This is a genomic window from Halomonas sp. LBP4, assembly GCF_003202205.1.
Classification (GTDB): domain Bacteria; phylum Pseudomonadota; class Gammaproteobacteria; order Pseudomonadales; family Halomonadaceae; genus Halomonas; species Halomonas flagellata.
The window spans coordinates 564,959-577,297 of sequence record NZ_PDOG01000004.1 but is presented as its reverse complement, the minus strand read 5'-3'; the positions used below and the strand labels follow the sequence as shown (position 1 = coordinate 577,297).

Here is a 12,339-nt window from a genome sequence, read left to right as displayed (position 1 = left end):
GATGAGATGAGACGCTGGACCCTGCAGCGACGTGCCCTGGTGGCGCTGGTCCTGGCCACGCTGTTGGCGATCGGCCTGGTACTGGTTGCCTGGTTTGGCCTGACCCAGACCCGCAATGCCGTCAGCGAGTTCGAGGCGCGCACGCTGCCGGAGATTCGGACCGCCCTGACCCTGTCCGAAGAAGTGGCGCAAGTGGCCGCCCTGGCCCCTTACGTTGCCTCGGCCGCCAAGCCCTTTCTCTTGCAGACCGAGCGCGACCGGCTAACGCAGCGCTTCCAGTCGCTGGTAGTGGTGGCCGCCTCCATCCGCGACCGCCCCTTTCGCTTGACGCTGCAATCCCTGCTTCAGGCGTTGCGAACCGACATCGACCGCCTGACAGATCTGGTGGAAACCGAGCTCTTCATTCGCGAGGACCTGCTGACCGCCCAGTTCGAAGTCAACCAGATCGTCCGTCGGATCGCAGAGACGGAAGACGCTCGCACCGTTACTGACTGGCAGATACTGCAGGCGCTATACCAGGGCCTCAGCGACCCCGACCAGTGGGTCGAGCAATGGACCACACTGACGGCGCCCCCACCCCCGTCGATGCCGCACGCGCCGGCCTACCGGCAGCTACGACAACTGGCAGGGAGCAGCGCTGCCCAACTGACGCAAGTCGGTCAGCAGAAGGCCTTCCTGCTGGCCAGCCTGCGCGCCAAATCCGAGCGCCTGACCCGGGAGGTCAACGGCTTTGCCGGCGACTTGCAACGCCAGGTGGTGGCCCAGCAGCAGACCGTCCATGCACAGGTGAATCGCGTGCTGTTCGGCATGATGCTGATGACCGGCCTGCTGATCGTGGGGGTGATCCTGCACTACATGAGCAACCTGAAGACGGTACGTGACCTGGGGATCGTCACCCAGGACATGATGCAACTGGCGCAGGGCGGCGAAGCACCCAAGCACATCGCCGTGACCCGTCACGATGAGATCGGGACGCTGGCCAGGGCCTACGAGGTGTTCCGCGATCACGCCGGGCGCATCGAACAGGCCGGGCATGACCTGAGAGCTCAGAAACACCTGCTGGAAACGGTCTTCAACGAAATCCAGGACGGTCTCAGCGTATTCTCCGCCGACGATCGGCTGATCGCCTGGAATCGCCGCTACCTGGACATGTTCGGCCTGGCTCCGGGGACGATCGAGCCCGGCATGCCCCTGGCCGAGGTGCAGCGCCAGATGGCCCGCCATCCTCACCGTAACCTGACGCTGGCCAATCACTCGGTCGACATGAGCGCGATCAACGTGCGTCGCCACCAGGTCTACCAGAGCTTCGAGCGCCATTACGACGATGGCCGCGTGATCGAGTTTCGCAGCCAACCCATGCCTGGCGGCGGTTTCGTGACGCTCTACAGCGATCTCACCGACCGCCGCACGGTCGAGCAGCAACTGCAACAGGCCCAGAAGATGGAGGTACTGGGCCAACTGACCGGCGGTGTGGCGCACGATTTCAACAACCTGCTGGCCGCCATTCTCGGCAACCTACAACTGCTCGAACAGCAGGCGAGCCTGTCCGACAAGGCGCGCAAGTACACCGAGCGCGCCCGGGATGTCAGCGAGCGCGGCACGCAACTGGTACAGCGCTTGCTGGCGTTCAGCCGCAAGCAGCACTTGCAGCCGGAATTGGTCGAGATCGATGCCCTGATCGGCGGGCTCGAGGAACTGCTGGAATACAGCGTATCGGCGCACACCCGGTTGCTGATCCGGCGGCAAGCGCCGGGCGCGAGGCTGTACATCGACCCGTCGCAACTGGAAAACGCCGTGCTGAACCTGGCATTGAACAGCAGCGCGGCCATGCCGGAGGGCGGCCAGTTGACCATCACCACCGGCCAAAGCGCGGGGACGGCACCCGCAGTGACGATCACCGTAAGCGATACCGGCCAGGGGATACCGGCCGAACTGAAAGCCCGGGTCCTGGAACCCTTCTTCACCACCAAGCCCATGGGCCAGGGCAGCGGGCTGGGGTTGAGCTCCGTCTACGGTTTCGTCACCCAGAGCGGGGGCGAGTTCAGCATGGAATCCGAACCCGGCCAGGGCACGACGGTACGCTTGCGCTGGCCGACCAGTACCGCCACGGAGCGCCCCGAACGTGCCACCCCGCCCGTCCTGCCCTTGGCGGTACCGAACGGCAAGACCGTGGTGGTGGTGGAGGACGACACCGAGGTCAGGCGGGTGACGGTTGAACTCATCGCCACCTACCAGCGGCCCGTCGAGGCCTTCCGCCATGCGCAGCAGGCGCTTGACTGGTTGCAGCACAACGCCCAGGCAACCGGCCTGGTCATCACCGATGTCAATCTCAACGGCCCCCTCAGCGGCGTCGACCTGCGCGAGCAGGTGCGTCACCGCTGGCCCGCGATCCCGGTGGTGCTGGCATCGGGCATGCCGCGCGAGGCGCTGGAGCGTGAGTATGGCCTGTCGATGGGGGACGCCTTCCTGCAGAAGCCGATCCGCCCCGAGCAGTGGCAAGCGTTCTTTGCCGGCCCTTCCACCGACCGCTAAGGTCGCCCGCAGCAAATATTACAAATGTTTCAAGCCGACCCGCGATGATGAAATCGTTCATTAGCACGGCGGTGCCAGGGTGTCTCGTGTCACTGGTACAACAACAACATTCAGGAGCACACCATGAAGAAATCCCTCTCCGCTCTGGCACTCGGCTTGACGGCAACGCTTATCACCCCGTTGGCGGTAGCCGACGATGTGTTGGTGGGTCTCATCACCAAGACCAACACCAATCCCTTCTTCGTGAAAATGCGGGAAGGCGCCCAGGTGCAAGCCGAGAAGTTGGGTGCTGAACTGCGCACCTTTGCCGGCCGCTTCGACGGCGATAACGACTCCCAGGTGCAGGCCATCGAAAACCTGGTGTCCTCCGGGGCCAGGGGCATCCTGATTACCCCCAACGATCCGGTGGCGATCGTTCCCACCATCGAGCGAGCCCGCGAGGCCGGTGTCCTGGTCATCGCCCTGGATACCCCCTTGAGTCCGGCCAGTGCCGCCGATGCCACCCTGGCCACCGACAACTTCAAGGCCGGCGAACTGATCGGCCAGTGGGCGCGGGCGCGGATGGGCGAGGACGCCGACAGCGCCAGGATCGCCCTGCTGGACCTGAGCGCCAGCGAGATCACCGTCGACGTCGCCCGGAACCAGGGCTTCCTGCAGGGCTTCGGCATCGAGCTGGGCGATCCCAACGATATCGGCGACGAAGACGACCCGCGTATCGTCGGCAACGACGTGACCCAGGGCTCCGAGGAAGGCGGCCGGCGGGCCATGGAGAACCTGTTGCAGAAGGATCCCGGCGTGAACCTGGTGTACACCATCAATGAGCCGGCCGCCGCCGGTGCCTACGAGGCCCTCAAAGCGGCGGGCCGCGAAGACGCGGTCACCATCGTCTCGGTCGACGGAGGGTGCCCTGGCGTGCGCAACGTCGAGGACGGCGTCATCGGCGCCACCTCCATGCAGTTTCCCCTGCGGATGGCATCCATGGGGGTCGAGGCGATCGTCGAGTATGCCAATAGCGGGGAAATGCCACGCATGTCGCAGGGGCTCGATTTCGTGGACACCGGCGTGGAGCTGATCACCGATGCGCCGGTGGAGTCGCTACCCTCGCTCTCCTCCAGCGAAGGCCTGGAACAGTGTTGGGGCTAAGCAGCCACTGTCTGTCGGCGCCCCGGGCAGGGGCGCCCGACCCACAAACAGGTGAGTTATGACACACCCCAAGCAATCAGGCCCTCGTACCGCTGACGCGCATGAACAGATCGCGGAAACCTCGGCCGGTCAGGTGGCCCGGTTCGAGGAAGAGACACTCTCCCTGGGCCGGCGCATACATCGCTTCTTCCATGCCAACCCGACGGCGGCACCGGCGCTGGTGCTGGTCGTATCCGTGCTGGCCTTCATGTTGCTGGTGGGCGAACGCTTCCTGGCTCCGTTCAACCTTTCACTGGTGCTGCAACAGGTCACCATCATCGGCACCCTGGGCATCGCGCAGACGCTGATCATTCTGACCATGGGCATCGACCTCTCTGTCGGCGCCATCATGGTGCTCTCATCGGTGGTCATGGGGCGCATGGCCATCGACTTCGGCCTGCCGCCGTCTCTGGCACTGGCCATCGGCCTGCTGACGGGCGCCGTTTGTGGGCTGCTCAACGGTACCTTGGTGACGCGGCTGAAGCTGCCACCCTTCATCGCCACCCTGGGTACCTGGAATATCTTCTTTGCGTTGAACCTGTGGTATTCGAAGAGTGAAGCCATTCGCTCCCAGGACATCGAGGCAACGGCACCGTTACTGCAATGGGGAGGCACCGCCTTCGAGCTGTTCGGGGCTCGCTTCACCTACGGCTCGATCCTCATGATCGTACTGTTCTGCGCCGTCTGGTATGCGCTGAACTGGACCGCCTGGGGCCGTCATGTCTATGCCACCGGCGATGACAAGGACGCCGCCGAACTGGCCGGCATCCGCACGCGCCGGGTCTTGCTGTCGGTCTACATCGTTGCCGGCATCATCTGCGCAATCGGCGCCTGGCTGCTGATCGGGCGCACCGGATCGGTGAGTCCACAGGCAGGCTATACCGCCAACCTGGACAGCATCACCGCCGTGGTGATCGGCGGCACGTCCCTGTTCGGCGGGCGAGGGTCGATCTTCGGTACGCTGATCGGCGCCCTGATCGTCGGGGTATTCCGCAACGGGCTGGCACTGGCCGGGGTCGACGTGCTGTGGCAGGAGTTCACCGTCGGCATGCTCATCATCGTGGCAGTGACCACCGACCAGTGGATTCGGAGGGTATCGGCATGAGTGCACCATCCCCTATTCTGCAGGCAACCGGGCTGGTCAAGCGTTATGGCCGAGTGACCGCACTCGACCGGGCGGACTTCGACCTCTATCCCGGCGAGGTACTGGCGGTGATCGGCGACAATGGCGCGGGCAAGTCGTCGCTGATCAAGGCCCTGTCCGGTGCGGTGGTGCCCGATGCCGGGGAGATCCGCATGCACGGCAAGCCCGTGCGGTTCCACAACCCGATGGAAGCCCGGGCAGCGGGAATCGAGACGGTCTACCAGACGTTGGCCGTGGCGCCGGCGCTGGGCATCGCCGACAACCTCTTCCTGGGCCGGGAACTGCGCAAGCCAGGCATCCTGGGGTCCGTCTTTCGCATGCTCGACAAGGCGGCCATGCAGCGCCAGGCACGGGAGAAGCTGTCGGATCTGGGCCTGCTGACCATTCAGAACATCAACCAGGCCGTGGAGACGCTCTCCGGAGGGCAGCGCCAAGGGGTGTCGGTAGCCCGTTCGGCGGCCTTCGGCAGCCAGGTGGTGATTCTGGACGAGCCAACGGCGGCACTGGGCGTCAAGGAGTCGCGGCGGGTGCTGAACCTGATCCGGCAATTGCGCGACAAGGGCATGCCTATCGTCCTGATCAGCCATAATATGCCGCATGTCTTCGAGGTCGCCGACCGCATTCACGTGCACCGCCTGGGGCGTCGCATCGCGGTGATCCGGCCGGACACGCATACCATGTCCGATGCCGTCGCCATCATGACCGGCGCCATGGAGGCAAATCCTATCGTCGCGTGAGCGCCTGGCGCTACAGTGAACACCGCTGTGACTCGGCTTCCCGATCAGGAAACCAGCATGCGCAAGCTTCTTCTCGTCCTGTTGTCGGTGTACACCGCCCAGCTCCACGCCGAGCCGCTGAAAATCGGTGTCAGCGTGGCGGACCTCGGCAACCCGTTCTTTGCCATCCTGGCGGATGCCGTCGGCACTTCGGCCCGGTCGGCCCATCCCGGGGAGGTAACGCTGCTGGTACGCTCCAGTGCCTATGACCTCGACCGCCAGGTGAGCCAGATCGACGACTTCGTGGACGCGCGAACGGACATCATCATCCTGGCCGCCGCGGATAGCGAGGCCATCGCCCCGGCCGTCCGCCGTGCCCAGCAGGCCGGTATCATCGTGGCGGCGGTCGATATCAATGCCCGCGGGGCGGATGTGACCGTGACCACCGATAACGTCCAGGCGGGGGAAATCGCTTGTGACTACATGGCCGAGCGACTGGGGTACGCCGGCCGCGTGGCGATCATCAACGGGGCACCGGTGTCATCGGTGACCGACCGGGTGGCCGGCTGTCGTGGGGTCCTGGACAACCATGACCGGATCCAGCTACTCAGCGACGATTACAACGGTGGCGGCACCTACAGCGGTGGATTGGAAGCCATGACCTATCTCGTCAATGCCTATCCGGATCTCGACGCCGTCTTTGCCATCAATGACCCGTCGGCCATGGGCGCGGTCAATGCCGCTCACCTGGCCGGGCGGACGAACCTGTTCATCGTCTCGGTCGACGGTTCCCCCGAAGGCGTGGCGGCCTTGCAGGAAACCCCGCCCCTACTGGCGGCCACCGCTGCGCAGTTCCCTCGCAGCATGGCCCGGACGGCCATTCGCGAGAGCCTGCAGCGCTTGGCCAAGGCCGGACGGCAGGAACACCAGGTGATCCGCCTCCCTACCCGCCTGGTCACCCGGGAAAACGCCGAGCACTTCAGTGGCTGGAATGACGCCTTGCCAGAGCAGTGAAACACCGCCTCACCACCAACAAGAACGCCCCCACCGGTCTTTGAACTGACCCCCGAAAGTTGGACACACAATCCAACCTTCGGGGTGCAGTTCACTTCCCGGCAGGGGCGTTTTTCATGGCCGCAGCCCGCAGCGGAGCTTACCTGGCCTTGTGCACGGCACGCCAGTGGTGCAGCAGCGGCTCGGTATAGCCGGCGGGCTGCACACGCCCCTTGAAGATCAGGTCGCTGGCGGCCTGGAAGGCGGTGGAGGCAGCGAAGTCGGCACTCATCGGCGTGTAGGCCGGGTCACCGGCGTTCTGCGCGTCGACCACCTTGGCCATGCGCTCCAGCGTCGCCTGGACGCGCTCGGCGTCGACCACGCCGTGGTGCAGCCAGTTGGCGATGTGCTGGCTGGAGATGCGCAGGGTGGCACGGTCCTCCATCAGGCCGACGTTGTGGATATCCGGCACCTTGGAGCAGCCCACGCCGTGCTCGACCCAGCGCACCACGTAGCCAAGGATGCCCTGGCAGTTGTTGTCGAGCTCCTGCTGGATCTCCTCGTCGGACCAATCGGGCGCCTCCGCCACCGGCACGCTGAGCAGATCATCGAGGAGATCGGGTTCCCCCTGGCCCTCGAGCTCGCGCTGGATGGCGGTGACGTTCACCTGGTGGTAGTGCAGGGCGTGCAGGGTGGCGGCGGTGGGCGACGGCACCCAGGCGGTGTTGGCACCGGCCTTGGGATGGCCGATCTTCTGCTCCAGCATGGCCGCCATCAGGTCCGGCATGGCCCACATGCCCTTGCCGATCTGGGCGCGGCCGCGCAGGCCGCAAGCCAGGCCGACCTGGACGTTGTTGCGCTCGTAGGCGCCGATCCAGGCGGCGTTCTTCATGTCGCCCTTGCGGATCATCGGGCCGGCTTCCATGGCGGTGTGCATCTCGTCGCCGGTACGGTCGAGAAAGCCGGTGTTGATGAACACCACGCGCGAGGCGGCCTCGGCGATACAGGCCTTGAGGTTGACGGTGGTACGCCGCTCCTCGTCCATGATGCCCATCTTGAGGGTATCGCGGGCCATGCCCAGGATGTCCTCGACGCGACCGAACAGCGCGTTGGCGAAGGCGACTTCCTTCGGGCCGTGCATCTTCGGCTTGACGATGTACATGGAGCCACTGCGCGAGTTGCGCGGCTCGCCCTCGCCCTTCTTCAGGTCGTGCAGGGCGATCAGGCCGGTGACCACGCCATCGAGGATGCCTTCCGGCAGTTCGTTGCCCTCGGCGTCGAGCACCGCCGGAGTGGTCATCAGGTGGCCGACGTTGCGCACGAACATCAGCGAGCGGCCCGGCAGGGTGACGGTCTCGCCATCGCTGTTGGTCCAGCTACGGTCGCCATGCAGGCGGCGGGTGATGGTCTTGCCACCCTTCTCGACCTGCTCTTCCAGGTCGCCCTTCATCAGCCCCAGCCAGTTGGCGTAGACGCCGACCTTGTCCTCGGCGTCCACCGCGGCCACGGAGTCCTCGCAGTCCATGATGGTGGTCAGCGCGGCCTCGACGACCACGTCCTTGACGCCAGCCGGGTCGGTCTTGCCGATCGGGTGACTGGGGTCGATCTGGATCTCCAGGTGCAGGCCATGGTTGACCAGCAGGATGGCGTCGGGCTTGGCCGCATCACCGTTGATGCCGACCAGCTTGCCCGGATCCTTGAGGCCGGTCTCGCGGCCACCGTCGAGGGTTACCACCAGATGGCCATCACGCAGGGCATACTTGACGGCATCGCGGTGGGAGCCGGTGGCCAGCGGCGCGGCACGGTCGAGCACGCCACGGGCGTAGGCGATGACCTTCTCGCCGCGCTTGGGGTTGAAGCTCTCGCCCTTCTCGGCGCCGTTCTCCTCGGAGATGGCGTCGGTGCCATAGAGGGCGTCGTACAGGCTGCCCCAGCGGGCATTGGCGGCATTCAGCGCGTAGCGGGCATTGCTCACCGGCACGACCAGCTGGGGGCCGGCCTGGACGGCGATCTCGCGATCGACGTTGGTGGTGGTGACGCCGACCTTGGCCGGTGCCTCGACCAGGTAGCCGATCTCCTTCAGGAAGGCGCGATAGGCCGCCAGGTCGCGCACCGGGCCGGGGTGCTCGCGATGCCAGGCGTCCAGTTTCTCCTGCAGGCGGTCGCGCTCGGCGAGCAGTTCACGGTTCTTCGGTGTCAAATCGTGAAATAGCGCGTCGACGCCGGACCAGAAGGCCTCGGCGTCGATGCCGGTACCCGGGAGCGCCTGCTCGTTGATGAAACGGTCCAGCTCGGTGGCCACCTGCAGGCGGTGGCGAGTGACGCGTTCGGTCATGGTGGATCTCCTCGTGCTTTGGCAGCCGGTCTTGGGTCGCACCGGTCGGCCTGGGTCGGGTTGGGTGACTGCGTGCGGGATTTTGTGGAAAATAATTCCATATGTAAACCCTAAAGCCTCGGAAGCCATGCCGAGCTAGCAGCCTGTCGAACTTGACCGATCGTCGCGAGAAAGTCGGATTTCGAGTCAAGTTTATCGATCTGATGAGGCGAATAGCGAGCTATTTAACGAATCAGATCGAATGAAATTGGCCGAAAGACCGGGTTTCGCAGTAGATCAGCGTTAAGTCCGACAGGCTGCTAGACCAAAAGATAAGACATCATGGGCTGCCGGGCGACCCGCCCGAGTGGAATCAGTGGCCCGCTCACCGCCTTGACGCTAGCATGTCCAGGCGTTGCGGAGGATTCGATGAGCGACTTTACCCCACTGCAGGCCCTGGGCCCCGTCAGCCTGGTCGACCTGACCAGCCTGGTACCCGGTAGCGACGACCTGGAGCGCTACCTCGGCCACTATGGCCTGGCACCGCTGCTCGTCGAGCAGGTGGGCCTCTACGTGGGCTACGTGGATGCCCGTGACTTCCGCCTCTGGACCCAGGTCTGGAGCCCGGCGGAGCCAATCGGCACCGCCTTCGTGGTGCATGGCTACTTCGATCATCTCGGCCTCTACCGCCATCTGCTGGAACGCCTGCTGGATCGCGGCTGGCGGGTCGTGCTCTGGGACCTGCCGGGCCACGGCCTCTCCAGCGGCCCGCGCGCCTCCATCAATGACTTCGATGACTATGGCCGCTGCCTGCAGAGCCTGCAGCAGCACCTCGAGGAGGAGAATCTGGCCCCACGCCCCTGGCTGGGGGTCGGCCAGAGCACCGGCGCGGCGATACTGGCCACCGATGCCCTCGCCCGGGGCGACGATGGCCACTGGGCGGGGCTGGCGCTGCTGGCCCCCCTGGTGCGCCCCTGGGGCTGGAACCAGTCGAGCTGGCTGCACCTCCTGGTCGGCCCCTTCGTGAACTCGATCCCGCGCAAGTTCCGCGCCAACTCCACCGACGCCGACTTCGCCGCCTTCCTGCGCGACCAGGACCCGCTTCAGCCCGACCGCCTGACCATGGAGTGGGTCAGCGCCATGCGCCGCTGGATGCCACGCTTGCTGGCCCTCCCCCCCAGTCCGGTACCGACCCTGATCCTGCAGGGTGAACAGGACCTGACCGTGGACTGGGAGTGGAACCTGGCGGTACTGGAGCGCAAGTTTCCCAATGCCGAGATCCATCGCCACCCGGAGGCACGCCACCATCTGGTCAACGAGGCCGAGCCGATCCGACAGACGCTGTTCGGCGCCCTCGACCGCTTCGTCGCTGCCCTGGAGCCCATCCCCCCGCGAGAGACCGAGAAGCGATGAACACGCGCCTGCCAGCCCTGCTGCTCTCCCTCCTGCTGCTACTGGCCGGTTGCGCCGCACAGCCCGACCGCCCCGAGACCCTGCGTCAGGCGCTGTTCGGCCTCGGCGAACGGGCCGCCAAACGGGTCATCGAGGCGCCGTCCCTGCCGCGTCCGCCGGCCGACCTGGTCCTGCTGCTGGCTCCTCCCGAGGTGGATGACACCCTCAGCATCGGCCGTGAGCGCTTCCTCGAGAGCCTTACCCGGGCGCTGCTCGGTGCCTCCGGTGGCCCGCAGGTGCTCAACTGGAACGACGTCATGGCCGAGGGAGGCGGTGACAACCAGTGGCGGCTGGACAGCCGACTGGAGGCCGACGGCCCGCGGCTGCAGCTCTCCGACCGGGAAATGCTGCCCTATCGGTTGAGCCTGTCGCTGCGACGCCCGGGTAGCGACGAGACGCTGTGGGAAACGGAGATCCACGGCGCCTTCGACGCCACGGCGCTGTAGCCTGGTCGCCTTACCACCTGGCGCGCTGGCGGTGCAGACCCCCTACCCCTTCAGCATGCGGTCGAGTTGGCGATAGCCGATGGCCTCGATCAGCTGCTCTCGCCGCGGGCGCGGCGCACCGGCCAGGTCGGCCAGGGTCAGGGCCACCCGCAGTACCCGATGGTAGGCCCGGGCCGAGAGGCGCAGCCGCTCCAGCACCCCGGCCAGCCAGGCCCGATCACCGGCCTCGAGACCACAGGCCGCCTCCAGCTCGCGCCCGGCCAGATGGGCATTCAGCGCCCCCCTTGCCCACTGACGCTGCCGGGCTGCCATCACCCGCTCGCGCACCACGGCCGACGGCTCCCCCACCGCCCGTGAGGTGAGCTGCTCCGGCGGCAGCGCCGGCACTTCCACCTGCAGGTCGATACGGTCGAGCAAGGGCCCGGAGAGCCGCGCCTGGTAGCGCTGGATCTGGGCGGCGGTGCACTGGCAGCGGTTGCGCGGGTCCCCCAGATGGCCGCAGGGGCAAGGGTTCATGGCCGCCACCAGTTGGAAACGGGCCGGGTAGCGGCGCTCATGGCTGGCCCGGGCGATATGGATCTGCCCCGATTCCATGGGCTCGCGCATCACTTCCAGCACGTGGCGTGAAAATTCGGGAAACTCGTCGAGAAAGAGTACGCCGTGGTGGGCCAGGGAGATCTCCCCGGGACGCGGCTTCGCGCCGCCCCCGACCAGCGCCACGGCACTGGCCGTGTGGTGCGGTGCACGAAAGGGCCGCTGCCCCCACTGCTCGCGCAGCGGCAGGCCACTGACCGAGCGGATCGCCGCCACCTCCAGCGCCTCGTCCTCGGAGAGCGGCGGCAGGATCCCGGGCAGGCGGCTCGCCAGCATGGTCTTGCCGGTGCCGGGCGGGCCGGCCAACAGCAGGTTGTGGCCGCCGGCCGCGGCCACCTCCAGGGCACGGCGCGCCTGATGCTGGCCGCGCACGTCGATCAGGTCGGCGCCGTGGTCCGCGCGAGCGGCCGGCCGCGAGAGACGGTGGGGGGCGATGAGCGCCTGGCCGAGCAGGTGGGCCACTACCTCGAGCAGGTGGTCGGCGGGCAACACCTCGAGGTCACCGGCCAGGGCCGCCTCGTCGGCGTTGGCCCGCGGCACGATCAGCCTCCGGCCGGCGGCACGGGCGGCCAGTGCCAGCGGCAGCACGCCGGTCACCGGGCGCAAGCGGCCATCGAGGGCCAGCTCACCGGCACTCTCGACATGCGCCAGCGCCTCCGGCGGCACCTGCTCCGACGCCACCAGCAGCCCCAGGGCAATGGGCAGGTCGAAGCGCCCGCCCTCCTTGGGCAGGTCGGCGGGCGCCAGGTTGAGGGTGATACGGCGGGTGTTGGGGAAGTCGAAGCCGGCGTTGACCAGGGCGCTACGCACCCGCTCGCGGCTCTCCTTCACCGCGGCCTCGGGCAGTCCCACCAGGGTCATGCCGGGCAGTCCATTGGCCAGATGCACCTCGACCTGCACCTCGGGGGCCTCGAGGCCGAGGCCGGCCCGGGTGTGAATGATCGCCAGCGTCATGCGCGGTCCCTC

General features: G+C 66.6%; 9 protein-coding genes. 7 read left to right on the top strand and 2 right to left on the bottom strand.

Annotated elements, in window-relative coordinates:
• Positions 1-6 precede the first annotated feature (6 nt).
• From CR157_RS16080 to CR157_RS16060, 5 genes are all read left to right on the top strand, one after another.
• Positions 7-2,532: a PAS-domain containing protein gene (locus CR157_RS16080; RefSeq protein WP_110284526.1), complete on the top strand. Its 2,526-nt coding sequence runs from the start codon at positions 7-9 to the stop codon at positions 2,530-2,532.
• Positions 2,533-2,655: 123 nt separating this feature from the next.
• Positions 2,656-3,675, top strand: a complete 1,020-nt coding sequence (locus CR157_RS16075; protein ID WP_110284525.1) for a sugar ABC transporter substrate-binding protein — start codon at positions 2,656-2,658, stop codon at positions 3,673-3,675.
• Between the two features lie 133 nt (positions 3,676-3,808).
• Complete coding sequence (locus CR157_RS16070; protein WP_258364199.1) at positions 3,809-4,819, top strand: ABC transporter permease; 1,011 nt, start codon at positions 3,809-3,811, stop codon at positions 4,817-4,819.
• Complete coding sequence (locus tag CR157_RS16065; protein ID WP_110284523.1) at positions 4,816-5,595, top strand: ATP-binding cassette domain-containing protein; 780 nt, start codon at positions 4,816-4,818, stop codon at positions 5,593-5,595. Before CR157_RS16070 ends, CR157_RS16065 begins: the two co-directional genes overlap by 4 nt.
• A gap of 57 nt (positions 5,596-5,652) precedes the next feature.
• The gene (locus CR157_RS16060) at positions 5,653-6,588 is read left to right on the top strand and encodes a substrate-binding domain-containing protein (protein ID WP_110284522.1); all 936 of its coding nucleotides are present in this window, start codon (positions 5,653-5,655) and stop codon (positions 6,586-6,588) included.
• Between the two features lie 139 nt (positions 6,589-6,727).
• Here the strand turns inward: CR157_RS16060 and CR157_RS16055 are convergent, their stop codons facing one another.
• Positions 6,728-8,902 (bottom strand): malate synthase G, encoded by a 2,175-nt coding sequence (locus CR157_RS16055; protein ID WP_110284521.1) that lies wholly within the window; start codon positions 8,900-8,902, stop codon positions 6,728-6,730.
• Positions 8,903-9,310: 408 nt separating this feature from the next.
• Between CR157_RS16055 and CR157_RS16050 the strand changes: the two genes are divergently transcribed.
• Complete coding sequence (locus CR157_RS16050; RefSeq protein ID WP_110284520.1) at positions 9,311-10,294, top strand: alpha/beta hydrolase; 984 nt, start codon at positions 9,311-9,313, stop codon at positions 10,292-10,294.
• Positions 10,291-10,779 carry a hypothetical protein gene (locus CR157_RS16045; protein ID WP_110284519.1) on the top strand — a complete coding sequence of 163 codons (489 nt, stop codon included), beginning with the start codon at positions 10,291-10,293 and terminating at the stop codon, positions 10,777-10,779. The genes CR157_RS16050 and CR157_RS16045 overlap by 4 nt, the downstream gene beginning before the upstream one ends.
• Positions 10,780-10,821: 42 nt before the next feature.
• On the opposite strand, the gene CR157_RS16040 is transcribed toward CR157_RS16045, so the two are convergent.
• Positions 10,822-12,327, bottom strand: a complete 1,506-nt coding sequence (locus CR157_RS16040) for a YifB family Mg chelatase-like AAA ATPase (RefSeq protein WP_110284518.1) — start codon at positions 12,325-12,327, stop codon at positions 10,822-10,824.
• Positions 12,328-12,339 lie beyond the last annotated feature (12 nt).

Coding starts and splice junctions, on each gene's coding strand:
- CR157_RS16065 (WP_110284523.1), top strand. CDS start 4,816: ATGAGTGCACCATCCCCTATTCTGCAGGCAACCGGGCTGGTCAAGCGT.
- CR157_RS16055 (WP_110284521.1), bottom strand. CDS start 8,902: ATGACCGAACGCGTCACTCGCCACCGCCTGCAGGTGGCCACCGAGCTG.
- CR157_RS16075 (WP_110284525.1), top strand. CDS start 2,656: ATGAAGAAATCCCTCTCCGCTCTGGCACTCGGCTTGACGGCAACGCTT.
- CR157_RS16050 (WP_110284520.1), top strand. CDS start 9,311: ATGAGCGACTTTACCCCACTGCAGGCCCTGGGCCCCGTCAGCCTGGTC.
- CR157_RS16060 (WP_110284522.1), top strand. CDS start 5,653: ATGCGCAAGCTTCTTCTCGTCCTGTTGTCGGTGTACACCGCCCAGCTC.
- CR157_RS16040 (WP_110284518.1), bottom strand. CDS start 12,327: ATGACGCTGGCGATCATTCACACCCGGGCCGGCCTCGGCCTCGAGGCC.
- CR157_RS16080 (WP_110284526.1), top strand. CDS start 7: ATGAGACGCTGGACCCTGCAGCGACGTGCCCTGGTGGCGCTGGTCCTG.
- CR157_RS16045 (WP_110284519.1), top strand. CDS start 10,291: ATGAACACGCGCCTGCCAGCCCTGCTGCTCTCCCTCCTGCTGCTACTG.